Below are 25,797 nucleotides of genomic sequence, written 5' to 3' on the forward strand. Positions count from 1 at the left end.
GTTTGAATATTACGTTTAAATATTCTACCTAAGCCTTAGCAGGATGAAGAATAAACTTGCCCTTAAAGTCTTCGCAAACTCCGTTTTCTTTGCTGTAAATTTCTTCACCGCGAAGCAAAGTTCTTACCACCTGGCAGCCAATAGTGCGTCCAACGTACGGGCTGAACTTATTGCGATACTCAAGATCCTCAGCTTTAAGAACATAAGGAGCATTTGGTTTAATGAATGCAAGATCTGCGTCATAACCCAAACGTATGCTGCCTTTTCCTTTCAAATCGAAGCGTTTTGCAGAATTGCTAGAATTCAATGCCACAAATTGAGTTAATGACATTCCGCGCTTTTGCACAGCTTCATCAAAGAACACATCAACATCGTTTTGAACGCTACCAATACCACCCCAAGCTGTGAAAGCATCATCAGTTTGCTTCAAACTCAAAGGAGCTGGCGAATGGTCGGAAACAATGAAGTTAATAGAACCGTCAAAAACCTTTTCCCACAAGCCATTCTGGTTTTCCTTGTCACGAATTGGCGGAGTGCACTTAGCGATATTTCCAATCTCGTCAAGCTCAGAAGTGTCGAAATATAGGTAATGGTTGCAAGTTTCGCAGCTTACGTCAACGCCATTCTTACGAGCGTCAGCAACAGCTTGAGCGCCTTCTGGTGAAGAAACATGAACAATATGAATTCTGCATCCAGTTTCTTTAGCAAAAAGACAAGCGCGTTCAATCGCTTCAACTTCAGTGAAAACAGGTCTGGTTGCTACGAACTCAGAAAGTTTTCTAGCTCCCATTTGATGAGCTTTCTTTCCAAGCTGATCTGTGATAGGAGCGTTTTCGCAATGCATAATCAAAATTTTGCCGGTTTTTGCAATCTGCTGCATACCGGTGTAGAGGGAATAATCGTCGCAATTATACAAATCAACTTGCAAATCCTTGTCGCCAGTAGTGCCGAGGAATGCTTTGTAATTAACGACACCCTGCTTATCTTGCTCGCATATTCCGCCATTGAGGTTTTGTGGTTCCAAGCCACCAGTTTGACCAACATCAACCTTGAGCTTTCCGTCTGCTTCTTTAAGCACTGCTTCAAATGACTTTCCATCAGTAGTTGCAGGAATTTGATTGCAAGGCATTTGCAGCATTGTAGTAATACCGCCTTTTGCGCCGGCAGAAGTTGCTGTTACAAAACCTTCCCAATCGTCGCGAACGCCGCCGCCTGGAGCGTTAATATGAACGTGAGAATCAACTTTTCCAGGAACAACTATTAAATCAGTTGCGTCAATAGTTTTATCGGCTGTAAAGTTGCTTCCAAAAGCAGCAAACTTGCCGTCTTTAATTGCTATATCGGCTTTAGTTGCTTCATTATCGAATACAACCAAACCGTTTGTGATTACTACATCGTAGTTCATATTATTTCCTTTCTTTAGCCATTGTTGGCTGAAAAACTTTTGATAGTAATATTTGACACACGAATCCTACAGCGCATCCCACAATCCATGAGATTTGAGTAAGTGGTGAAAGTAGAGGAATTATCTGCCCGGAAAGAGCAAATAAAAGCCCAAGTATCGTAGAAGTATAAGATATCCAGTTAGTTCCAGAATAAGCAGATTTTGACGAGCTATTTGTATCGTAATAAATTTGATCAAGATCAATATGCGTGCGCTTTACTACGTAATAGTCGGCAAGTAGAACACCTGCAATAGGACCTAAAAGCATACCAATAAGATTCAAGAAGCCTGTAATATTAGCCATAAACTTCCACGGCATTAACACAGTGCTTACAAGAGCTGCAATAACTACGCCACGCTTATAATTTACAAATCGCGGAGCTAAAGCAGTTAGCTGGTATGCTGCAGGAACAATATTTCCAGTAGCATTTGTACAAACTGTAGTAAGTAGAAGCAACCCAGTAGCTATTGCAATTGCAGGAAGATTATCCCACTTGTTTATGATAACAAGAACATCTGTAATAGTTTCATGGTAAAAAAGCGATCCGCCCACTAAAATAATTACGCTTGTAAAAGCAAAAAGCGCGTAACTTAGCAAGAAGCTAGCAATTTGACCTTTTAGTTGAGCCATAGTTGACTTTGCGTTTTGCGTAAAATCAGCAATAGAAACGGCAGGAGCAGCCCAAACGCCCAGCACAGAATTTACAACCATCATCATGAAAAGCCCAAGACCGTAATTAGTTGGCGCTTGAACAGTAGCATGATATTGCATGATTGCAGATAATCCACCAGCACAGCTAATAGCCCATACGCTCATGCAACCAAAAACAACGTAAATAAGTGGGCTTAATACTACAGTTAGCTTATTAAGAGTCTTTCCTCCGCCTAAACCAATCGCCAAGTTAAGCAACCAAAATATTGCGAAGGAAATAATAATAGGTATGTGCGAACCTACAAATGGTATTTTGTTTCCAAAAGTAAGAAACTCAGGGCAAATTTTGCCAACTAGAATCTCTAAAGCTTTCGCACCTATATATGTTTGAATTCCATACCAGCATATTGCAGCAACTACTCCCCTGAGGAATCCTGGTAGTTGAGCGCCTGCTTTTCCGTATGTTGCGCGCAAATGCATAGAAAATGGTATGCCGTATTTGGAACCTACAACACCGTTAGCAACCATGACAATTGCTGTAAGAATTGCGCCAAGCATGATACCAATCATTACGTAAATTGGAGAGTATCCCATTAAAAGGAACGCGCCAACTGCAGCATAATTAGGAATATTGTGTACAGACTGCATCCACAAAGTGCAGAAATTAAGAGCGCTCATTGTGCGTTTTTCTTGCGGCTTTGGCAGTAAATCTTCGTTAGTGTAGCCGCGCTCGCGGTAACATTCCAAGTTTTTACTATCTACTGGCTCGTCTTGTAGCAGTTTACTAATTTGCATGCGCACCTCCTTACTTTTCTTGTTTGTAAATTTGATTCTTTTTGTGTTTTGTGTTTTGAGTTTTTTATTTTGAGTTTTTTTGAAAGTAATAATCGCAACTTTGCTCAAAAATAAAAAAAGATACGAAAGGATGTCGTACCCGTGGTGGTGCGCCCCTTCGTATCAGCCTCTTATTCGTGAATAAGCGTTGTACTCTCATTCGATATTCACTTTTCTTCGCTGCGATTAATTAAGCAGTGAAGTTTGCATCGTATATGCTTTTTGTGTCCTTCCTAGATTTCTATTTCTTTGTTTTTCGTTATCTTTTTAGTTGGTTTTTTAGTTAGTCCTCATAAGCCAAACTATGCAGAGCATCTCGTAAAAGCTTTACTCCGTGAACAGCGTCTTGTGGATCTGTGTACTCTTCTGGAGCGTGACTAATACCATCTTTTGAAGGAACGAAAATCATTCCGGATTTTACAAACGGAGCAAAAATTTGCGTATCTTGACCAGCACCTGAATGCATGACTCTGTATGCATAACCTTGCTTATTAGCTTGATCTTTCAAAAGATTAATAATATCGTCGCTAAGTGGTGTAGGATCGTCAGACATCCACTTATCAATCTGCGCTGTAATGCCATAAGACTTAGCAGTTTCGTGAATATCTTCGTCGAGTTCCTGCAAGAATTTATCAAGAAAAGCTTTATCTGTATGACGGCAGTTCATTGAAAAAGTAACTTCTCCAGGAACAATATTTACTTGATTTGGAACCACGCTGATTCTACCGAAAGTAAGTACCAGTGGGTCGCCTGCTTGCTTGGCTTTGTCAAGATTCTTGGCGATTATATGAGACATGCAATCTACTGCATCGTGCCTGTAGGACATCATTGTTGTGCCAGCGTGATTTTGTACGCCTTTAAGATGAATATCCCAACGATGCTGACCGGCAATGCTGGTGATAATACCTAAATCTTCGTGATTGCTGTAAAGCGTTGGTCCCTGCTCAATGTGTAGCTCAATCCAGGCTTCAAGATTTGCGAACTTAGGTTGAGTTGTTTGATAATTGAACCCAGCTTCACGCATTGCTGTTTCGAAAGGAACACCTTCACTGTCGCAAATATTTTCTACGTCCTCTTTTTTGGCTAGTCCGAAGAAATTCTTTGAACCCCAGAATACGTATGGGAAACGTGAGCCTTCCTCTTCTGCTAAGCAGATAATGCGAAGACTTTTCTTTGGCTTTCCATATCTAGTGAGTAAATTCTTAATTGCTAAATAGGCTGCAACTATTCCAAGTTGGCCGTCAAAACGACCTCCTCTTGAAACTGTGTCAATATGCGATCCACAAGCTATTATGCTTTCTGGCTTTTCGCATCCTTCAACAGTTGCAATTAGGTTTCCAACTTGGTCGAATTCTACAGTCATACCGAGTTTTTCAAATCGTTGACGAAGAGCAAAAAGAGCCTGTTTCCAAGATTTTGTGTAAAGAGGTCGAGTAACTCCTTGTTCTCCTGGTTTTTCTGTGAATCCTGCAAGCCAGCTTATGGCTGATTCTATAGTTTCAGCACTTATGCTGCTATCAATCATGTGCAGTATTCCTCCTCACTTGTGCAAGTTTTCCCAAAAGTGACATTCAGGCGGATATTTTTTTGGTTTTGGTGTTTGGTTTTTAGTTTTTTAGTTGTTTTTTTTTAATTTTTTTTTTTTAATTGTTTAGTTGATACTCGTGTAATTGCTACTACTTTGTGGCAATGCAAGATATCACGAAAATCGTGATAGAAAGAAATCACTTACTGTAATTGCTCCCTACGCATGTCTTAACAAAACAGGTTCAAAGGGTGTTTCTCAACTGTTTCCAGTACCCCTGCAATTTTCACTTGTACTCGGATGAGTATAGCACGATATTAAATGAACTCAAAATGAACATTAGCATGTGTGTTTCTGTGAAGAAATGATTGATTGCTTGCTTTGCTGGTTGGTTGGTTGACTGACTGACTGACTGGTTGGTTGACTGCTATGAGATATTGCTTCCATTTGTGGTTGTATGTATGTTCGGCTGCAAAAAATTTTCATATGTAAGTTAGGAAATAAAAAATAGCCGGATAACAAAAAACGCAGTGCTTCTACACTGCGAACATATTGTGGGTGATATAGGAATCGAACCTATGACCCCTTCCGTGTGAAGGAAGTGCGCTAGCCGCTGCGCCAATCACCCAAAATTTTTTAATTATGCGTGAAAGGCAATCCTTTCGAGTGGGCGATACAAGGTTCGAACTTGTGACCCCTTCCGTGTCAGGGAAGTGCGCTACCACTGCGCCAACCGCCCAGGTTGTTTATTAAGCTTGAAGCTTAATCGAGGTGGGTACGAGAGTCGAACTCATCTATACGGCTTTGCAGGCCGCTGCCTAACCGCTTGGCTAACCCACCGTAAGGTCGAATAACTCATCGGACCTAGAGCGGACAACGGGACTCGAACCCGCGGTCTCAACCTTGGCAAGGTTGCGCTTTACCAACTAAGCTATGTCCGCAATGCAACTTTACTGAACAATGTCAGCGCCGAAGCACGAGTAACTACTATACCCGAAATATTCTCAAATGCAAGCCCTCGCCTATTTTGGCGTGTCGTTTGGTGTGCTATTTGGCGTGTTTTTCAGTGTGTCTGTTGGTGTGTCATATATTCTATTCGGCGAAGGTGTGCCAAAATTGTTGCGTTAAGGAAACAGTTTTGATACGCGCTTATTGCGTATGATAAATCTATCTAAACAATAACAAGAATATGGGTGACCCTTTGCGTATAAGGAAGGTGCTCATATGATAGAATCAAGTTGAGAGCTGGGGCTCCCCTTACCCTTGACCCTTCACGGGGTAGGTTTGGGGGAATGACCAGCTCTTTGGGTTATATGCCAAAAAGTGTAGTTATAGGTAAAAATTTATTCTTTATTCATCTGGGGAATGGACTTTACGCGGTACACCTAAATCGTCTGCTATATCGTCATAGACATCTCCACATTCATAAGGATCTAGCAAATTATAGGCTTCGATTAACAATTCTTTAGGCGCGCTCTTGTGCATCCATGCTTCTACTAAATAAATATCAATTGCAACTGACGGTTCTCCTGCTCCAATAGCATCATTAGCAAATGCTTTTCCAACTTCACTCATATACGGCTCAGCATAGGAACGAAGTTTTTCAGCCATGTCATAACAAAGTTTCATCATATCCATTAGCTTTTCACTCCTCTCTTATCTTCCACATCATTATATGCAGTAACAACACGCTAAGCTCTTTCTTTTTGATAAACGCACTTCTAGGATAGCATCATCTTATGTGGGAAAGACTTATATGATAGAATCGAAGTGAAAGCTAGGGCTCCTCTTACCCTTTAATCTCATAATGAGTTGGTTTGAGGGTATGACTAGCTTTCGTATATTCCAACTGTTTTTACAGTCTTTAACAATCCATGTGTTATAAGACAAAATAAAGGAGCCCACACAACGCCTAAAGTGTTAAAGCGGTCAACGGCATGAAGTCGACTTTCAACGCAGGAAGACTCCTTCTCGCGATAGTATCAACTATCTCTTTATTACACAACTTTTTTGTCATATAACATTTTATTTTGAGAGATTGTATTCATTAAGGAGTTCCGAGAGCTTGTTTAATCCTGCTTGGTGCTCGCGAACGTCAAGAGATTCTGCCAAATCTGCAGCGCACACTGCGATCGGCATAAGGGATTTTGTCGATGATTCTTGTGTGCCTTCAGTAATGTGTGAAGACACATTTTGGCGAATAAAATCGAAAACATTAGAATCTTCGATAGCGCGGAGTCTAACATTAATTATTGAACTATCCGCGCCGTCTTCTTTATTTTTAAGATGAAATTTATTTACCAAATCTTCTAAATTATTACTGCTTATATATCCTTCTATTTTGTCACTTTGCGTAAGTTGGAATTGTGAGCGCATATTTCCGGTTGCTGCAGAAAGTATTAAGTACTTTGAAAGTTCTACTAAACGCGATTTTCTACACCAATACTCCATTGTTTTCGTGCGATTTTTAGATCGATTAACTAGATCCTGTGGTGTAATTGAACGCAAATATGCTTCTATACGATATTTCTGCTGTCTATTGATCCACGAAACTTCACAACCGCTAAGCATAAATAATGCAGCAAAAGCTAATGATGGAGCATATGCCCTACCGCTTTTAGAGTTTTGTTGCTTATAACGATTTACAGAATCTAGTGAAATTAAAATCTTCCTACTTCCAAATGCGTATGTTGTTAGTAAATGATTCGAGCATAATGCGCTAACTCTCTGAGTGCTAACTGCTAGCTTTGCTGCAGCTTCCTCACGCGTAAGAAGAGTATCATTCACAAAAATAGACATAATGTAAGTGTATCAAAATTGTTGCGTTAATGAAACAGTTTTGATACTTTTTTCAATTATCAGTTTAAAGATCAAACACACCTTGCTTCAATCTAGGTTTCCATTCCTTAATATTTAATGAAGGATCAATTGTAGGAAGTGAATTTACAATTAAAGCAACTGAATGTCTAGGACGAGTAACAGCTACATAAAACTCGCAAGCAGATTTCTGTGTCAAGACTTTATCTTTATTTTTAATAAAATTCAATATTGGACCAGTGGCTAATATTGCAACATGGTCAAACGATAATCCTTTTACTTTTCCAATAGTTTTAAAATCTAAATTCTCTAAATTTTTACCACACGCTTTGCTGTGACGTAAAAGTTTAGGATTATATTCATCAATATAATCCTGCAAATCTTTACGCATAACAATATAAACACCCTTATGCTCAATATTTTTTTCACAGTGTTGTTTTGATATTGTGTTAGGAAAAGAATTTTTATAAAAAATTTGATCTGAAAAATTTGCTATCTCTTGATTAAAACGATGCGTTACATTCTTGTACTCTATTTCTAATTTCCCATCTTCTTTTTTTGAAATTTCTTCAAACCAAGAAATAAGATTTGTCCTATCATATGATTTATTTTTACTTGATTGTAAATTGCTATCGATCAACGATTGTCGCACATCGCCAACCAAAAAGATTTTTAGTTTAGTTTGTTTAATAAGAAATTCCAGTACATCCAAGCCAGTGCGACTAATATCTTGAACTTCGTCTATTATAAGCTCGTCATATATATGAGATAGGCGATCTTCAACCAAACCAGACGCTTCGTTTAGCATAATTTCCACAGACAGCTCTTCAACAGTCTCTCTGATTAGTTTATTTTCTGATGTAAAATATCGACCGACTTCACCTTTTTTATGTCTTCTCCATACTTTATTTTCGTTATTTTTATCAAAATCAAATCCACTAATTTTGATATTTGAAAATTTCTTTGGCAGATAAGGACTTATAACATCGTGAATCAAAAATTCATACCAGCCTTTTACTTCAGGGTAGATATTTATTTTGCCCATATTTTCTTTTAGTCTTCTTCTTAATTCACTTTGGCCTGAAGACGTTAGTGTAATTATTATTCGTCTCTTGTTGGTAGGCATTTGTATGCAATGCTCAATTATTGCGTGCGTTTTTCCCCAACCAGCACATGCTTGTATAAATTTATGCATATAATATCCACATCTATTTATTATTGCTTTGATTAGCAATTTCCTTTAAACTTTCAATAGCATTTTTAATGTATGACGGTTGATTTAATTTTTCATCTGATTCTGCAATTAGTAGTGCAGAATCGGTTTTGTTATTTATCATAAAGTTAGCAATGTTATTGTTATCATCAGATTCACTGTAATTTAAAATTTCTTTCAGGTCTTCTTTGTTGTTACTGTTTGCATTAACTATTTGTGTTTCAAGCGTATTACCATCATTTACTTCTCCTATAAATATTTTATTTTTATAGTCGTTAAACATATTTTTACATAACTTCTCTTTCCATTCTTCAGGATTTTTATTATCGTTATCACGCAACACTACAATATCTTTAGATAATATGTCAGCTAGTTCTAGGCATCGCCTAAATGCAACTCCATTGATTGCTATTACATCAATTCCGCAATCAAGAGGCTCTTTATCATAAGTATCTTTAAAGAATTTATTAAATACAATTTCGTCAGAAGGGCCTTCCACGATAACTGCTTTTTTTGACAATAAAATACGCAATGTATTAAATCCAGATAATTTTTTGAAATATTCTACAGTGTCAGGATTCATATTACTAAATTTGCTTATTTTGCCATTGTTTATCAAAGATATTTTGTCTAATCCCATTCTATTTAATACATAAGAACTATGTGTAGATATAAATATCTGTTTTTCTGAATAATTGTCTTCAATGAAATATAATAACTTCCTTAACGTTGAATAGCTTAAATGGTTTTCAGGCTCTTCCATAAAAATGTAATTAGATTTATCTGATTTCTGTGAAAAAGTTAAAACAGTTTTCGAACATGCTTGATATCCCTGTCCTATGAAATTTAAAGGTATATTATCAACGCATGGAGTGAATATATTCCACCATGATGACGAATTGGATTGGTCAGGCTGAAGTCCAATGGTCCATTCTTTTTCTTCTTTGTAATATTCCTCAAGTTTTTCGTTAATTTCGCTAATTTGTTGTGCTGCTAGGTTACTACATCTGCTTCTATATTCAGAAGTAATTTTATTATTATCTTTCGCATCTATGTGCGAATTAATTATATTGCGCGTATTGTAATTAGCGTATTTATTTGAGATTATATTTGAAGAATCAATTAGCATTACACCCAAATCTTTTGGCTTTTTAAAAATAGATCTTCCAGAAAAATCAATCCAATCTACTCTGTAGTATTCCGTTGGGATTATATTCGGGCAATCATGTTGTTCGAAATAATCTTTAATTTCTTTTTCATAATCAAGATCAAAATAGGCATGTATACTTAATCCTACTGAATCTTCATGTAAACTATTGTTAGCACCACGTAATCGCTGTATATCCCCATCGCCAGCATTTAAATAAACTTCTATCAAGAATTCAGGTAAATTTTTTAGTTCTTTGTTTTTAAAAAAATTCTCTACATTATCTTTGTTAAACATATACGGATTAATAGCTTCAGACGCACGAACACCATCAATATGTCCAGTCAAAGCCATTATTATAGCTTCGAATAGAGTGGATTTCCCAGATTCATTGTCTCCAACTACAATATTCATTCCACCTTCAGGTTCAAATTTAAAATCTTTAAATTTTCTATAACCTTTTATAATTACTTTTTTAATCATGGAACAATGATCTCCAATCTAATTATCTAATAATTTAATAAATGATTTCAGCGCAAAATATGTTCTAGACCTTATTCAATTGTTTTGAATCTAGTATCTTCTTAATTGAGTAATAGTCAGTTACAAATGCTTTTACTACGATTAACCAATTAGCAAAGCTTTCATAATTTTTAACTGGTTGCACAACATGTCGCAGCGAATTTGAAAATGCAATAGGCAAATCATTAAATATTTCATCAAATATATTATTACACTCTAATGAACTTTGTGGGAGATTAATACTGTTAAAAGTTGACTCGATTATATTTTGTTCTGAAATGTATTTTAATTTATTTACAATATTTTCAATTTCACTTTTATTCACAGCAATATCATCAAATCCAATTACTTGTGTACTATCAATGGCTTCTGGTCGTATTACTAACGACAAAGTTCCAGGATCTTCATAATAATTTAAATAACGTGTAATATTATAAGGTTTGGGGCACATTTCATCTCTATCAAACTCTCCGACCATGCTTGCTGGTTCATATTTCCATCCAGGGTAAATTTTAGAATCTTTTCTCAATTTGACTCTATATAAGTAAAATTCATTTCCACAAAGATCTTCATATTCAATTCTTCTATACATATTAAAAACAGAAGCTTCATATGTTCCTAAGTGAAGCGCCTTGTTTTTCATGCGATTATTCCATTTTTGTGCCCTACGCAGACCACCCATACGTTTGATAGTATCCTCAGTTAATGAGTCTAAAGGATTGTAACTATTATTTGGCCAATCTTTTATATCTGTAGTGTGATACCAAAACATATTCACAAGAGAATTATCGTCAAGTGCTTTCTCAGAATTATAAATACATGGTATCACACTACTCTCTTGGTATAAGAAGTCTATGCCACAACGCTTGCATGTCTTTTTATGTTCATATGATTCTTCAAGCCAATTCCAGTCAACTGTAAATATGTGCTTACAATTAGTGCATTGGACTCTGCGCAATCTATTAAAGTCAACTTCTCTATCAATCATCTGAATAGTTCTATTTTTTAAAAAACTAATATCCTCTAATAGCGGAAATTATAGAATCAGTTCTCCACTTAACTATTACATCAGCAGCATTTTTTACAACACGTGATGTTTTTTCAGAGTCCCAAGGTTCAACAGCAATAATCTTTTTATCTAGCTCTTTCGCTAGTTCAATTTCAATGTTGATCCATTTACTGTATGTTGAATAAACTCCTGCCAATATAAGAACACAACTGGCATGTTGCATCTGGTTTCTAATTGCTTTCTTTAACTGATGATCATCTTCTGCATCATGAATAGGATCATCCTTAGGGGCAGAATAGTTTTTATAATCAAAATTTGGACTACTGTTCAATAAGTTTCACTAATCCTTCGTAAGCATATGAATAAGACCAAGTTGGGTCGATGAGAAGACGCATACAAAAATAGCTGGCACTTTGTGAAGTACCAGCTCTTAAGGCATGAAAATAGCCATAGGAAAATAGAGGTACTTCACATAGCACCCCACGGAATAAATCCGTGAAGCTCTATGCTGTATCTCATCGCCCTATAGCTAATCAGGCTTTGTGATATTTATGGGTGCGGCCTGATTAAATAATCAGACCTGCAATTACTTAGATTTTTTAGAGTGGTTACTTTCCACTTTTCTTTGTCTGTGCGAGAGCACTACCAGCTACAGACTTAGCTGTCTTGCTATAGCGTCCATCACGCAAAACTTTGCTAGCCTTGGAAGCTACTCGCTTCGAGGTCTGCTTAGTATTCTTTTGCATTTTCATCACCTCGCTTTCTGAATTCATGTCAACTCACAGCCTCCACTTTCGTAAAGTTTTTCTTTACTCGATGCAACCTCAGATGCTATAATTAACAAATCAGAGAATCTGAGTAGATAGGTTTCTGAACTGCACTTTTAGAATACAAAGTGACTGATTTCAATCCTTGAGAAATCCTGAGAGAAAAACATGAGAAAACCTGAGAAAAAAGAAAGGAGGATCCGCCTTGGAATTTAATGAATGGTGTAAAGCTATGAAACCGCTCGTTCCGGGCGGTCTCGGCGGACCTTCTTATATGAGAGAACTCATTTCCATGTTCACGACGGTATCGGAAGATGAGTGGACAACCAGAAAAGATCCGTCCGTTCTACCCAGCGATGCCACTTTAGAGTCGATGTTTTCAAGAGCATCATCCTTTACAATGAAATTTGCTAATGCGCTTTTATCACGTCTGAACCTAAAAAACTTGATGGGGTTGATTAAAGACCTGGATCTACCCGCAAAAAAGCTAATAGCAGATAATTTCGCCACCTATAATGTTGACGTTGAGGTTAAGGATCTTGTTAAGCAGGCAAGCTTAGAACTTGTCAGGATTTTGCAAAAGAAAGCAAAACAGACAAACCGAAATAAAGAATACGAAATACTAATCAATCAATGGGCAGCCTTAACCGACTACAAAGAAGAGTTGTTGCTTCAATCCAGAGGTTGTCTTAAGTGCGGTAGATCTTTACAAATTTCATCCAATGCCAAGACTGCTCCTGCCTATGACATCATTCAGATTGATGAGAGCAAAGAAAATCCAACCATTGAAGATTTTGCAGTTTTATGCCCGGAGTGCGCCGCTCAATACAACTTAAGCCATACGCCGGAACAACAAAAAAATCTGTATGAGAAAAAATCACTGCTTAAGCAACAAGAGAAACTTGAACAAGCGGCAGTTCCCATGCATTTAGACAAAGAAATTACGGCCTTACTGGTCGCTTTGAAAGATCTTCCTTCAGCTAAAAAACAAACGGATCCCAAATATAATGCCTATCCTTTAAAAACAAAAATCGCAGACGAGGAGCTGATGCTCCAAGCCCGCGATGCGATGGCTATTTACAAATCTTTTATTGACACACAACTGAAGAGCTTGGACTCATCCGGCGTTTTGGATTTTGAAAGAATGCGCAATCAAGTAAAAGGCATGTGGCTTGAACTAAAGCGGCTGCAGGTTGAGCAACGTTTAGCCTTCAAAAAGATAACAGAATGGATGAGTCACGAAACAGGATCAGGTGAATACACCTGCGCCATTGTAGTTTGTTATTTCATACAAATATGTGAGGTCTTTTCGCCTCGCAAGGAGGCTATTTCTGATGAGACTGCCGAATAAACTTTATACCTATGAAGAAAGCACATTATCTAATTTCCCCATCATCTTACGAGCTATTGGGAAAGATGGCATTTCTGTAGCGGATTTATACCAGAGAATTGCTGGTGAGGTCGGTGGCGTTCTTGAACTTATTGAAGAGCTTGCTTTGCTTCTTTCAATTCAAGAAATAACGATAGACAAAAAAAGCGAGGTGATCTTTCGTGCTCATTAGTATTTGGTCAGATAAATTTATCGAAGATGAAAAGCAGAGACCGCCCATTATTTTCCACGGTGGACTCAACATGATCGAAGGTGGTGCGAAAGCTGAAAATTCCATTGGAAAATCAACGGTGCTATATATCATTGATTTCGTTTTTGCCGGTAAGGATTTTTTGTCAACCGATACCATTATACTTCCGCAAGCTGTAGGGCACCATACGATTTACTTCACGCTCAAATTCGGCGAAGACTACTACTATCTTTCGCGTGATACGTTGCGCCATGGGTTTATCAGTATTTATACAGATGACACGTATCAGAAGAAGTCCGGAGAGTGGACGATCGATGACTATAAATTATTTTTAGCCGAGCAATATGGCCTGGATTTCAATGATTCCACATGGCGTGAATTAATCGGTCGCTTTGTACGCATCGGAGAAGAGCCTCTTGCCAATTTGACTAAACCTTTACTTGCAGCTCCTCGAGAACCTGATGAGGCGGGAGTAAAAGCACTTCAAAAGCTATTCGGAAAATACGATGAGCTTAAAGCCTTAGAAGACGAACTGGCAAAAGCCTCCAGTGAGTATTCCAGCTTGGAGACGATTGCAAAAAGCGGACTTAGTCCGTATATAAAGCTGCGTTCCCAACAAGAACGAAAACAAGCAGCCGAAGAGTTAAGCGAAACAAAAACGAAGCTCGCAAGCTTAAAGGTGACCGCCGATTTATCTTTATATGATAAGACCAGAGAAATTAAATCGCAGGCTTCAAAACTGCGCATGAGCTTAAGACCACTGGAAGAAAAAAGAACGGCTCTTCAAAGTAGACTAAAACTTGTCGAGGCTACGTTGGCTGGAGAACTCAGGATAAGCAGCGAGGAGTTAAATGCTTTTTATGAGTTCTTTCCTCAAGCGAACAAAGAAAAATTAGAGACAGTCGAATATTATCATCGCTCTCTCATCGGAATATTAAATGATCAGATTGATGAACAGGCAGAGCTTTACAAAAAAGAGCTTGGACTTGTCAATGAGGCGATCAAACAAATTAAGGAGAAAATTTACTCGCTCAATGAATCAATTGAACTGGACGATGAAACCTATGAGAAAAATGGTGAGACCGTCGCAAAGATAAAGCGTCTTGCGGAACAAATATCTATGTTTGACAAGACGCAGGAACTGAAGAAGCTCAAAAAAGAAACCGGAGAAGCACTGAAGGAAAGACGACCTGCCATTCTCAAAAGTCTAGCAAGCGACTTGAATGCCGCATTTCAAAGGGACAATGACTTTCTTTACCAGGATCAAGATCGCCTCGCACCATCTTTCTCTTTCAAAGAATCAAGAGAAGGAAAACTTGGCTATGGCTTTTCTTCCCAAGGCGATAACGGAGCCGGTGCAAAATCAAAGAATCTGATTTTGTTTGACATGGCGATTTTGGAATTGACAGCACTTCCTTTCGTTATCCATGATTCTACGGTCATCAAGCAGATTGCTTATTTGCCAGTTGTTAAAATGTTAGAGCTATACGAGAAGACAGCAAAATTACATGATCGTTGCGGAGATCCGAAACAAGTATTCTTTGCCTTTGATGCTTCCCCTGCCTATGGACAAGAAGCGGTTGAATTATCTGATGAGTTACGTGTCATTCATCTCGATGATGAGACCAAAGCCTTATATGGATACACATGGAATACCAAGAAAAACAAGAAGAATAGTGAAAAAACGCAATAGTGCCGTCAGCACACATCAACATACATGGGGGCAATATGAAACTCTCTTATAACAAATTATGGAAAAGGCTAATCGATCTTAACTGGACAAAAGAAGATCTGCGAGAAAAAACTAAGATTAGCTCCACGACACTTGCAAAACTCAATCGCGGCGACAACGTTACAACGGACATTTTACTGAGAATTTGTGAGGTTCTAAGCTGCGATTTAAACGACATCGTTGAAACCATTAGAGATAATAAAACGAATAAGAATGAGGTGAAGTAATGAAAAACATTTTTGACACTGTAGCAGACCTCCTGCTTTCAAATAGCAAATACAAAGCCGAAGATGGTAAGCTTCTTAAAGCTGTAGTATACAGTGATGTTATGGCAATGAGTGAAGATTTGCTCACCCTTCTCCTCTCAAACGAAGACGTAAAAGAAACATTCTTCAAAGACGTTCAAGGTACGCTCGTTTTCGATAAGCAAAAGTTCGCTTGGTTCATGGAATCAAAGGAATTCTTGCCAGACTCTTACACGGCTTATACAAACAAAATTGGGCTTACCCATAATGGCAGTTTCGTCTCGCAAACAAACGATGTTGTGCTCGACTTCCCTTACAAGGATTGCGTATTGGAAGGCGGTCAAGATAAAGATGATCAAAAACGCAGTGAGATTTTCTATAACGAAACAATAGCAAGTGATGAAATCTCGCGCATTCTTGCACCTAAAGTATTCACGAACACTAAACGTTACACCGCCGTTGGTGAGAAAGATTTAACTGGAGAACTAGACACTAATACTATTCATGTTGAAGAAGAAACAGGCATAACGCTTAACGATGATGATAATTTAATTATAAAAGGAAACAATCTTATTGCCTTAGCAAGCCTTCTTAAACGCTACGAAGGCAAAGTAAAGTGCATATATATCGATCCACCTTATTACTTCAACAAAACTATAGGTGAAGATAGTTTTAAATATAATTCTAATTTTAAGATGTCTACTTGGCTGACATTTATGAAAAATAGACTGGAACTTGCCAATAAGCTACTTTCATCGCATGGAAGCATCTGGATTCATATGGGTGAAGATGGTATGCATTATCTTAAAGTTTTGGCAGATGATGTATTTGGCAAAGAACATTTTGTAGGAACTATTCCTAGAAAAACTAGAGATGGAAAATCAGATGTGCCTTTTAATTTATCGCAAGATTTTGATTGGATATTAGTTTATACGAAAGCCAACGAATCAGATGCGGTTGTTGGTAGACAAGTTGAACGCAAATATTATGAAACAGATGATTTCCCCGGTAAACCTTGGCGAACAGCAGATTTAACAAGCCAGAGAACAGTTCAAGAACGTCCAAATTCTGATTTTACGATGATAAATCCAAAAACCGGTAAGGAATATCCTGTTAATCCTAAGCGTTCATGGGCAGTCACAAAAGATACGTTTGATGAGTGGTATGCTTCTGGCGGAATTGGTTTCCCAGACGACTATGAGTTTATGTCCGGTAATCGTCCATTCCGAAGAGTTTTTAAAGAAGATGATGATTGTAATGAAAAGCCAACATCCGTAAACAGTGATTTTTTGATTAAAGAATTTATAGCTACCCTGCTAACTAAGTCAAAAAATAAAGATGGGAATAATGAAATTACAAATCTTTTCTCTAGAGATGAATTTGATTACGCGAAACCTGAAGAGTTAATAAGATCTATTTTAGAAATAAGCAGTAACCCCACCGACCTCGTCCTTGACTTCCATCTTGGCTCCGGCACTACTGCCGCAGTTGCTCATAAAATGGGACGACGATACATTGGTGTTGAACAAATGGATTACATTCAAGACATAACTGTTGAGCGCTTGAAGAAAGTTCTTGAAGGCGAACAAGGCGGTATTTCTAAAGCTCAAAACTGGCATGGTGGTGGCTCTTTCGTTTATTGCGAGCTTAAAGAAGACGCTAACACGCTTATTACTGCTATTCAAAATGCGACTGAAGATACTATTGAAAGTGTAAAAGCTTCCATTTACGCAGATGAGCGTATTGTGCCTTATCTTACCAAGCAGGAACTCGCTGATGCTGATAAAGACTTTGAGAATCTAACATTAGAAGAAAAGAAGCAAGCACTCATGAAGCTTGTTGATAAGAACAAGCTGTACGTTAATGCTTCAGATATGGATGATGCAGCATATCAAATTAGTGATGCTGATAAAGCCTTTACGAAGTCTTTCTATGAGGAGGCTTGACCCATGGCTGAATCATTCTTATACGAAAAACTCGATACACTTAAAGAAATGAATGAGCTTGCACCTATGCCCGATATTATTGAGCATAGTTTATCTCAAAATATTGTTTTGCGAGAGTATCAAAAAGAGGCTTTCCAATATTTCGTTACCTATTTTGAAAAAGATGGTTTGCGTAAGAATAAGCAGATTCATACTCTTTTTCACATGGCAACAGGTTCCGGTAAAACGGTGATGATGGCAGGGCTTATCCTCTATCTTTACACAAAAGGTTATCGCAAGTTCCTCTTCTTTGTGAATCAAACGAATATTTTGAAAAAGACGGAAGAAAACTTTTTGAACGCGCTTTCATCAAAGTATCTTTTTGCTGATAATCTTTCCTATCTTGGTATGAAGATTAAAGTGAAAAAAGTAGACCGATTTAGCGACACGGTTCTAGATGATGATATTGAGCTGCTATTTACTACCACTCAAAAGTTACATACAGACATGTGGTTTGCTAAAGAAAACGCGCCAACATACACTGATTTTGAGAATGATAAAATCGTTTTTATTTCGGACGAAAGCCATCATATTAATTCTTATACGAAGAAAAAGACTAGTACTGAAGAAGATGCTGAGAAAAGCTGGGAATACACAGTTAATAATGCTTTTACTTCTAATAAAGACAATATACTACTGGAATTTACAGCTACGGCTGATCTTAAAGATAAAAACGTGCTTGCAAAATATGCTGATAAAATCGTATACAATTATCCACTGGAGCGATTCCGTGAAAGTGGTTACACTAAAGACTTCCAGAATTTTGCGACTGATACGAATCTCTGGGATCGTACGCTTATAGCTCTTATCTTGAGTGAATATCGTCGTTATCTTTTTGCGGACTTAAAACTGAATATTAAACCAGTTATTATGCTTAAGTCGCAAAAGATTAAAGAGTCTGAAGCTTTCCATGACGAGTTTTTCAAAAAGCTAAATCAGCTCACGAGCTATGAGATTATGGCTTTACAGAGTGCTAATATTCCGCTTCTTTCAAAAGCTATAGCTTATTTTGAGGAAAAAGACGACAGCCTTGAAAACCTAGAGCATAGTCTTAAGAACTCTTTTGCCGAAGAAAACACCATTATTATGAATGGTGGCAGCGATAACAATGATGTGAATCAAATAAAAGTAAACTCGCTGGAAGACAAGGATAATCACATCCGCCTTATTTTTGCTGTTGACATGCTCAACGAAGGATGGGATGTTCTAAATCTCTTCGATATTGTGCGCTTGTATGATAGTAGACAAGGCAGTGGTAAAGCAGGTCAGATTGGCTCCTATACGATTAAAGAGGCTCAACTGATTGGTCGTGGAGCACGCTACTGTCCATTCGTATATGAAGGCGACAAAGACCTTAAATATAAGCGTAAGTTTGATGGTGATCTTACGAACGATTATCGTATTCTGGAAACAATGCTTTTCCATAGTCTTAACGATTCACGTTATATTACCGAGTTAAAACAAGCGCTTGTTGCTACTGGTTTGCAAGCAGAAAACCCGATTACTCGTGAATATACGCTTAAAGAAGAATTTAAGACTTCTGAATTTTACCAAAGATCATACGTCTACTCTAATGAACGACTGCCTCGAGGTCGTGCGAATATTTCAACTATTGAAGATAGTTTGAAAACAAAAATATACCGTTACTCGCAAAAATCTGTATCTGGAAAAGTAGTAAACCTTTTTGGTGAAACTGAGAATGTTAATAATTTAACTGCAAAACCAGTATCGAAATCTTTTAAGGATATTGATTATAATATTTTATCTGGCGCAGCATCCTGCTACCCAGAACTCTGTTTTAATGTTATAAAAGATAAATATCCTAATGTTACTTCATTAAAAGAGTTTTTAACCTCGGATAGTTATCTTGGAAACTCTATTTTAGAGATTACGCAAACTCAAGATAGTATAAGCGGTAAAGATTTATTTGAAGCTTGTAAGAAAGCTTTTTCGCAAATCGCATCATATATTGCCACTATTAAACAAGAGTTTGTTGGAAGTACTGTGTTTAAGCCGCACATGCTTAAAAATGTTTTACATGACAAAAAGATATCGCTTAATTCAATTACTGCAGACGGTGGTCATGGTGACTCGCAAAACAACTGCGCTAACGCTGATTATCGCATGAATCTTGTTGACGAACCTTGGTACGTTTTTACGGACAATTATGGTACGAGCGAAGAAAAACTGTTAGTAAAATATTTTAAGTCAACTATTGAGCCGAAGCTTAAAGCAAAAGGACTTGAATACTATCTTATTAGGAATGAGAGAATCCCTGAGCTTGCCATTTATTCGTTTGATTCAGGTGAACGTTTTGAGCCTGATTTCTTGCTCTTTATTCGTGAGAAAGAGTATGAGGATGTTAAAACATATCAAGCATATGTTGAGCCTAAAGGTAGTCAACTTTTATTTGAAGATGAGTGGAAAGAAAAATTCTTAGGGCAGATTGAGAACAACTACAAGATTAACGATATTTTAGGAAGAGGATACAAGATTATAGGTCTTCCATTCTTTAATCAAGAAAACAAAATGTCTGAATTCGACAAAGCACTAAACGATTTAGTGTCTAAGCTGTAGATGAATTAGTAGATCAACTCTAAGGAAGAACTTTCAATCTTTCCAAGAGCAGCTATAAAGGTTTTAAGTTTAAACCTGCTATGTAAATATTAAGCGATCTCTCATTTTGAGAGGTCGCTTTTTAGCCTATACATCACTCAGCTTTTTCTATATGGCAAAGAATTTTTCTATGATTTTATTTCCCCACCTCGCAGGGTTGGTGCACTTTTTAACGATAGAAAAAGGTAATCGTTAAAAGGTTTAAGGCCTGCTTGATAGCGCGTTACGTTACAATTCTTCCAGTTGTCTAGCTTGATCTCTTCTAACGTAAATAACCGCGAGTATTTGAACTTCTTTTCTATTCTCATCAACCAAAAAGTAAATGTAATAGTTTTTTACGCGTATTTTTCTAAACCCAAGATTACCCCCATGGCTGCCAATCAGTGTTCGATCGCCTCGAAAACATCATCTATCGTATAACTATCACCTTGAACCGCCTGATCATAGCCTTTAGCCATCAAAGCATTAAACGTTTTCTCATCCATATCATCTTGTGCAGGAAGCGACTTTGGAATAGTAAGCGAAAACGGAATACCGTTATTAAGAATGATTTGACGGTAAAACATGTCAATAGCAGTAGCCCTAGGAACTCCAATCGTTTCCAAAATCTGCTCAGCCTTCTGCTTAATATTTTCTTGTATTCTCACATTCACATTCGCTGTTTTAGTAACTGCCATATCAACCAACCTCCATACACACATCATAAAATACTGTATCGCATATTGCAACACGATACATACACAACGTTGACTTCCGGCTACGAATTACCAAGCTTTTCCAATTCTTTACTCATGGGCAACTTCTCCTTTCTGATAATGGGCAAAACAAAAGCGACCAACTTTTACGGTTGATCGCCTTTGGCTTAGTTATTATTTAGTTTTCATATCGACTGTCTTTGAACTGGCTCTTGTCTACATACAAGTCGAACGCTAAAACCGTTAATTGAATATCTACATTCATATCTTGACGATGGTACTTGCATTTCCAAATGTTTGCTTGAGGCTGGGTGTAAGATACCGTATTGGAATCAGCCCAATTCTTTATTTTAGATATGATTGCGGGGAATGATTGATTTTCTTTGTTGAAAATAATCACTGATACTTTTATATCTCGCCATGTTGAATAGTTAATAACTTGTTGGATTGCTCCTTGGAACAAACGCTCACCGTGCCATATTTTGCATTCTCCGATGAAAGCAGCCTTGTTTTCAAACTCAATATGAATATCAGTTTTTCCAATCTTTCGGAAGGTTTCTCCCGTTGCTGATTCATAATGCGTATTCAATGTTGCTAATAGATGGTCTCTGAGTTCTTCTTCGGTATTGGCAAAATATGTTCTCGCTGTTTTTTCCATAGTTGTTCCACACATCAAAATGATATTATTGATATTTTCATAATCGCCATCACTGATGCACGGTTCAGGAATTGCAGTTTTAACTGTTGGTTTCGCAGGTGATTGACGGACTATCCGTTTCAACTGGATTGGCTTGGTATTAGGCGCGTTTTTGCTCGCAGTCAATGGAATCTGTAATGCGTTGCTAATAGCGGAGAAAGAGTCTGCTTTCTTTTTTCGTTTCTCCAACAAACTCATGGCATAAACTGTAAGTCCGCTATTGAACGAAGTAACCTCGGCGTTCACATTGTCAATCATTGTCTTATAGCTACTAAATTCGTTTTCGAACTGTTTTTGCACATACTCAGCCATTGCATCACCCTTGTCTTGAAGCTCCTGCTTTGTATATTCAAAATCCAGAGTGAAACTTCCGCGGTCCTCATCATGAGGACTTACAAAACTTTGCGTTGCAAATCTTGATAGAATACGTCTACTGGGTCGTAACTTGAACAGGCTTGGATCTCCGTCAAACGGGATTTTGAATCTCACTTGAACTCCGTCTATCTCAAAAAAGTCTCTTTCACCAGGATACCTTCGGAAAGTATTCGCCTTTTTGACTTTTGTTTCAGAAAGCGTTTTCTCAATATTTGTTTCAAAAATCGAAATGGGCGCAACAGAATACTTTGTTGCAAGATAATCTGCCCACTCTTCAAAATTATAAGAGACAATTTCCTCATCACTCATTTGCTCTACTTCTGTTTTCATTTTGCTGTAAAATGAAGCAAAATAGTTTTGAGAATCAATCCCATTGAAGAACTCTTTGTCGCATACCAATCCAGTTTTATAATGCATTTTCCTCACATCTCTTTCTTCAAACTAAGGCAACCAACTTTTACGGTTGGTCGCCTTTGGCTTAGTTATTATTTAGTTTTCATATCGACTGTCTTTGAACTGGCTCTTGTCTACATACAAGTCGAACGCTAAAACCGTTAATTGAATATCTACATTCATATCTTGACGATGGTACTTGCATTTCCAAATGTTTGCTTGAGGTTGGGTGTAAGATACCGTATTGGAATCAGTCCAACTCTTTATTTTATATATGATTGCGTGGAATGATTGATTTTCGGACTATAGGCCTTTATTTGTTCTTTGGCTTAATCATTCCAGCAGTTAATGCAAGTACTGCGCCAGAAATAGCTGTTCCGAAAACTGCTTTTAAGGTTTTCTTTGTGGTTTCTGCATGTTTATTTCTGCATGCCTCGCAATATTTATGTTTGTATCCTACCGGAAAGACTTTTTTACAATTCTTACTTTTACAATATTTCACTTCATCCGTTTTATTCTTCATCATCAGAACCTCCTATTAGAATCGGATTCCCAGCGCACGGAAGCGCATTAATCTTTTCTTTTATATTTGGTAGTGTCTGTGACCAGTAATTCTTAGAAGATGGGTCTATTAAATCAAGTCGTTCAACTAATCCCGGAACGGCAAGATATGTATCATTTACGAAGTCAGCAAAATAAGTCAAACTTTGGTGAGCAGCTTCATCTTCATTCATTTCTTGATAAGCCATAGCCTCGGTAAAAGAAACCATATTTACCGCACATAAGCTCTCTCTAATTTCGTTCATTCTCAAATTAATCTTTTCAGGTGAATCCCCATTAAATATCTTACCAAGTAAATCTTCTGGCTGTTCTGAAATAAACTTAACATTTGACTTCTGGCTCAACATCAATAGATTTCTGCTATCCTCAGCAGAAGCTGCAAGCTGCATTAAAGCCATAGAACGTAGTTCAGGATTCTTAATTGCCATTGCTTGTAATAATTTTTGCTGACAGCTATATGCTATTGCTAAACGGTCATATTCTTGGCCTCGTCTTACTTCTTCTACAGCAATCTGCACTACTTGTATCTGCTCTGCGATTTGTGCCATTTGCATCTGTGTTGAAAAGCTAGTCATCGCTTGTGTCATTTCAGGTGCCATCTGAACGCTTTTCAATGGAATAGTGGATACAATTTTATTAGTTTCCGGATTCACAAGGTTTGCTATAAGATAACCATCTTTCTTTGTCATCAATTTAAGCGCGCCTTTTGCAAGCTGACTCTTCTGGTCATCCGTAAGAACAGCTTGAAGTGTAACATCTGGAATTGCAGCTTTTACAGCATTTATGAAAGCTGGCGCTGAATACAGCATCTGCTCAATTCTATGAAAAGTCTGTTTTGCCTCACTCATCAATGGTCTAGCAACATCAGGCATCTGATGGAAGTGCTCAGCAATTTCTCCTCTATAATCTTCTATGTCAATTGTCTCAATTTCGTCTGCAGGTATTTCGATTACTTCTTGTTTATCCATTTGCGCATCCTCCTCTTTTCTATAATAGGCGTTGTGATTTGTGAACATGCGAAGCGGTCTTTGCTGTAAAATCCTCTTCAATGTTCGCTTTTTTATTTTCAATGTTCGCTTTTTCAGAGTCAATGTTCACAAAGGTGCATTTTAGGCTGCTTGATTGAGCATAGAGCAGGTAAGTTCGTACCCCTTAGAGGCCTGCGTTAAATTGTATAGCTGTTCGTTAAATTGTTCAGGGCTGTGCGTTACGAGATTTACTAGCCTCACAGTTGGCCAAGCGACGTTCCATCCTCCGTTTTCCAGAGTGCATTTCCATTCAGGCTTGCTCCGCCTACAAAGGACGCTGATGCCGAGGGGCTGGAGAAGAGCAAATCAGCAAGCAAGGTTCCATGCTGATCAATTTTCTCGGCATAACGCTCTCGATGTTTTTCTACCGCCTTGCCTGCACTCTTCGTCAATTGAGGTGAAATACGACTGCCTGCAAATACAACAAAACCCTCAGCTGTGCGCTGACCGGTAGCTTGTGCTTGACCGTACCTGAGATAGAGAACGGGTTCATTGCTTGCGGACTCTGGCTCCGATTCTTGCGCCTGAGTCATTTCTCTAAGTGACTCAAAGAGCTTATAGCCAAGTGCTCCCATAACAATTTTGGCGTAGTCGATGTATTCTTCAAGTTCGCTTTCTTTTTCCTCGGTTATGTTGCCAGGACTAGGATCGTTGCCATTTTTTGTTTCGTAGCGTCCAACTTCTGCCGCCATGTTATAGAAGCGGTTTTCTAGGTAGCTAATCTCTGTAGGACCGAAGCTGTTATTTGATGTGGTGAATGCAATAGCTGCTGTCCACCATCCTTCTTTTGGCCGGTTATGCTCATCGAGACGACAATGAATGCCCTTTCCATTCTTGCGAACACCAGCTTGACCTACGTAACATTGTGGATTACCGGTTTGTTCATCCTCACCAAACAGAAAATAAACACCTGTCTGGTTGAGAAAGTCAATGTGCTTGGCTTGAGCAAGAAGAGTGCGTGGAATCTTGTATGCAAGTCCTGTCCAGTTAGCTAGGGTGCACTTGATAAGACCACTTGGAGTGCCGCCAATTAGGTATAAATTTAGACTTTTACCTCGTGACATAATTAGTCCCTCATACCATCTTCTTCACAATCAGGCAAAATATACGGATTTCCTTCTTTACTGTAAGTCAGATTAAAGACCAGATCCGAGAGTCATTTTTTGAACGACACATTGTCTTGGAATTGCTTAAACAGCTCCATATTGTCGGACATGATATGAGAAAATAACCTGTTGAAGTGCGCACTCACTTTCAGTCCGCGCTTCCTGCTCATCAGAATTCTTCATAGCGTTCTGGTACTGCTTATCCTTAGATGCCATTACGGGAATTTGAAGAATCTGCCTTCTGATATTGTCTTAATGCTTTAACGCCTCCAACAATATTCCCTCATAAACGAAGCAATCACATGCAAATCTTCACCCTCATAATACTCAACAAGTAACTTCTTAAACTCAGGAACCTTATTTTCTGGAATAACCAACAAGCCTTTACCGTGAGAAATCAAATAATGTAGGGAACTTTTTTATGATTATTCCACCATTTTGTTCCCCAAAACATAAACAACTAGAGCACACAACTAGTCGGCTGAAAGGTAACAAAAATCACGCTCAAAAATCACGAGAACCCAGCTTAAAGCCGCCACGCATTAAACCTTTTAACGATAGCCCTCGCTAAGCCCTGCTACACAAGGGCAAACTTGCACCCACCTAATCAGCCTTTGACATCAAGACAACACTCTCGCGTGATGAGTGTTGGTATATATAACACAGAAAGAAAACAGTTTCAGAGTTTAGAAGTAACAGTTTCATTGTATCCAAGAGTTAAGAAACTAGACCGAACATACATGCCTCAAGATTTGCGCAAAGCTCACGAGGAGCTCGCGACGAGTTAGATATGACTAAAATTGAGATATAAAAATACAGTAGAAAAATACAGTAGAAAAACCAATAGAAAAAGC

Annotated in this window: 23 protein-coding genes, 4 tRNA genes and 1 riboswitch; of the genes, 6 read left to right on the top strand and 21 right to left on the bottom strand. The window is 38.0% G+C overall.

The features are described 5' to 3' along the window. Positions 1–28: 28 nt before the first annotated feature. The 14 genes from allB to AC1EK3_RS01815 form a co-directional block, all read right to left on the bottom strand. The gene (allB, locus tag AC1EK3_RS01750) at positions 29–1,405 is read right to left on the bottom strand and encodes an allantoinase AllB (protein ID WP_415685196.1); all 1,377 of its coding nucleotides are present in this window, start codon (positions 1,403–1,405) and stop codon (positions 29–31) included. A gap of 1 nt (position 1,406) precedes the next feature. Further along, complete coding sequence (allW, locus tag AC1EK3_RS01755; protein ID WP_419399376.1) at positions 1,407–2,891, bottom strand: allantoin permease; 1,485 nt, start codon at positions 2,889–2,891, stop codon at positions 1,407–1,409. Between the two features lie 322 nt (positions 2,892–3,213). After that, positions 3,214–4,455, bottom strand: coding sequence for a hydantoinase/carbamoylase family amidase (locus tag AC1EK3_RS01760; RefSeq protein WP_119522786.1), 1,242 nt, complete (start codon positions 4,453–4,455; stop codon positions 3,214–3,216). Positions 4,456–4,654: 199 nt separating this feature from the next. After that, positions 4,655–4,744, bottom strand: a riboswitch (TPP riboswitch). A gap of 266 nt (positions 4,745–5,010) precedes the next feature. Next, positions 5,011–5,083, bottom strand: a tRNA-Val gene (locus AC1EK3_RS01765). Positions 5,084–5,122: 39 nt separating this feature from the next. After that, positions 5,123–5,194: transfer RNA gene (locus tag AC1EK3_RS01770), tRNA-Val, on the bottom strand. Positions 5,195–5,224: 30 nt separating this feature from the next. Beyond that, a tRNA-Cys gene (locus tag AC1EK3_RS01775) sits at positions 5,225–5,295 on the bottom strand. Between the two features lie 28 nt (positions 5,296–5,323). Continuing rightward, positions 5,324–5,396: transfer RNA gene (locus tag AC1EK3_RS01780), tRNA-Gly, on the bottom strand. A 409-nt stretch (positions 5,397–5,805) separates the two neighbouring features. After that, a complete protein-coding gene (locus AC1EK3_RS01785; RefSeq protein ID WP_480033446.1) occupies positions 5,806–6,093 on the bottom strand; it encodes a hypothetical protein in 288 nt (95 codons plus the stop codon). A gap of 387 nt (positions 6,094–6,480) precedes the next feature. Continuing rightward, complete coding sequence (locus AC1EK3_RS01790) at positions 6,481–7,254, bottom strand: helix-turn-helix domain-containing protein (protein ID WP_480033445.1); 774 nt, start codon at positions 7,252–7,254, stop codon at positions 6,481–6,483. Positions 7,255–7,318: 64 nt separating this feature from the next. Next, entirely contained in the window at positions 7,319–8,467 is a 1,149-nt protein-coding gene (locus tag AC1EK3_RS01795; protein ID WP_480033444.1) for an AAA family ATPase, read from the bottom strand. Between the two features lie 13 nt (positions 8,468–8,480). After that, on the bottom strand, positions 8,481–10,115 hold the full coding sequence (locus tag AC1EK3_RS01800) for an ATP-dependent nuclease (RefSeq protein WP_480033443.1): 1,635 nt from the start codon (positions 10,113–10,115) through the stop codon (positions 8,481–8,483). A gap of 64 nt (positions 10,116–10,179) precedes the next feature. Beyond that, on the bottom strand, positions 10,180–11,142 hold the full coding sequence (locus tag AC1EK3_RS01805; RefSeq protein WP_415689742.1) for a hypothetical protein: 963 nt from the start codon (positions 11,140–11,142) through the stop codon (positions 10,180–10,182). A 25-nt stretch (positions 11,143–11,167) separates the two neighbouring features. Then, the gene (locus AC1EK3_RS01810) at positions 11,168–11,494 is read right to left on the bottom strand and encodes a TIR domain-containing protein (RefSeq protein WP_480033442.1); all 327 of its coding nucleotides are present in this window, start codon (positions 11,492–11,494) and stop codon (positions 11,168–11,170) included. 277 nt (positions 11,495–11,771) lie between these two features. After that, positions 11,772–11,909: a hypothetical protein gene (locus AC1EK3_RS01815; protein WP_162860811.1), complete on the bottom strand. Its 138-nt coding sequence runs from the start codon at positions 11,907–11,909 to the stop codon at positions 11,772–11,774. Between the two features lie 226 nt (positions 11,910–12,135). On the opposite strand from AC1EK3_RS01815, the gene AC1EK3_RS01820 reads away from it, so the two are divergent. The 6 genes from AC1EK3_RS01820 to AC1EK3_RS01845 are packed head-to-tail and all read left to right on the top strand — an operon-like array spanning position 12,136 to position 20,049. Then, positions 12,136–13,281 carry an ABC-three component system protein gene (locus AC1EK3_RS01820; protein ID WP_480033441.1) on the top strand — a complete coding sequence of 382 codons (1,146 nt, stop codon included), beginning with the start codon at positions 12,136–12,138 and terminating at the stop codon, positions 13,279–13,281. After that, positions 13,265–13,492, top strand: coding sequence for an ABC-three component system middle component 7 (locus AC1EK3_RS01825; protein WP_422113525.1), 228 nt, complete (start codon positions 13,265–13,267; stop codon positions 13,490–13,492). Before AC1EK3_RS01820 ends, AC1EK3_RS01825 begins: the two co-directional genes overlap by 17 nt. Further along, the gene (locus AC1EK3_RS01830) at positions 13,482–15,203 is read left to right on the top strand and encodes a DUF2326 domain-containing protein (protein ID WP_422113524.1); all 1,722 of its coding nucleotides are present in this window, start codon (positions 13,482–13,484) and stop codon (positions 15,201–15,203) included. Before AC1EK3_RS01825 ends, AC1EK3_RS01830 begins: the two co-directional genes overlap by 11 nt. A gap of 35 nt (positions 15,204–15,238) precedes the next feature. After that, a complete protein-coding gene (locus AC1EK3_RS01835; protein ID WP_422113523.1) occupies positions 15,239–15,469 on the top strand; it encodes a helix-turn-helix domain-containing protein in 231 nt (76 codons plus the stop codon). Further along, positions 15,469–17,433, top strand: coding sequence for a DNA methyltransferase (locus tag AC1EK3_RS01840; protein ID WP_422113522.1), 1,965 nt, complete (start codon positions 15,469–15,471; stop codon positions 17,431–17,433). Before AC1EK3_RS01835 ends, AC1EK3_RS01840 begins: the two co-directional genes overlap by 1 nt. Positions 17,434–17,436: 3 nt before the next feature. Then, on the top strand, positions 17,437–20,049 hold the full coding sequence (locus AC1EK3_RS01845) for a DEAD/DEAH box helicase family protein (protein ID WP_480033440.1): 2,613 nt from the start codon (positions 17,437–17,439) through the stop codon (positions 20,047–20,049). A gap of 419 nt (positions 20,050–20,468) precedes the next feature. Here AC1EK3_RS01845 and AC1EK3_RS01850 read toward each other — a convergent pair whose 3' ends face one another. The 7 genes from AC1EK3_RS01850 to AC1EK3_RS01880 form a co-directional block, all read right to left on the bottom strand. After that, entirely contained in the window at positions 20,469–20,765 is a 297-nt protein-coding gene (locus AC1EK3_RS01850; protein WP_480033439.1) for a type II toxin-antitoxin system RelB/DinJ family antitoxin, read from the bottom strand. A 196-nt stretch (positions 20,766–20,961) separates the two neighbouring features. After that, a complete protein-coding gene (locus tag AC1EK3_RS01855; protein ID WP_419399273.1) occupies positions 20,962–22,272 on the bottom strand; it encodes a hypothetical protein in 1,311 nt (436 codons plus the stop codon). Positions 22,273–22,561: 289 nt separating this feature from the next. Next, positions 22,562–22,774, bottom strand: coding sequence for a hypothetical protein (locus AC1EK3_RS01860; protein WP_016635898.1), 213 nt, complete (start codon positions 22,772–22,774; stop codon positions 22,562–22,564). Beyond that, positions 22,761–23,777 (bottom strand): hypothetical protein, encoded by a 1,017-nt coding sequence (locus AC1EK3_RS01865; RefSeq protein WP_419399274.1) that lies wholly within the window; start codon positions 23,775–23,777, stop codon positions 22,761–22,763. The genes AC1EK3_RS01860 and AC1EK3_RS01865 overlap by 14 nt, the downstream gene beginning before the upstream one ends. 257 nt (positions 23,778–24,034) lie before the next feature. Next, on the bottom strand, positions 24,035–24,901 hold the full coding sequence (locus tag AC1EK3_RS01870; protein ID WP_480033438.1) for a GIY-YIG nuclease family protein: 867 nt from the start codon (positions 24,899–24,901) through the stop codon (positions 24,035–24,037). A 126-nt stretch (positions 24,902–25,027) separates the two neighbouring features. Next, positions 25,028–25,159, bottom strand: a complete 132-nt coding sequence (locus tag AC1EK3_RS01875) for a hypothetical protein (protein ID WP_016635901.1) — start codon at positions 25,157–25,159, stop codon at positions 25,028–25,030. A 44-nt stretch (positions 25,160–25,203) separates the two neighbouring features. Then, a complete protein-coding gene (locus AC1EK3_RS01880) occupies positions 25,204–25,344 on the bottom strand; it encodes a hypothetical protein (protein WP_480033437.1) in 141 nt (46 codons plus the stop codon). Positions 25,345–25,797: the final 453 nt, after the last annotated feature.

The sequence above is a fragment of the Gardnerella sp. C0026F2 genome, assembly GCF_056590715.1.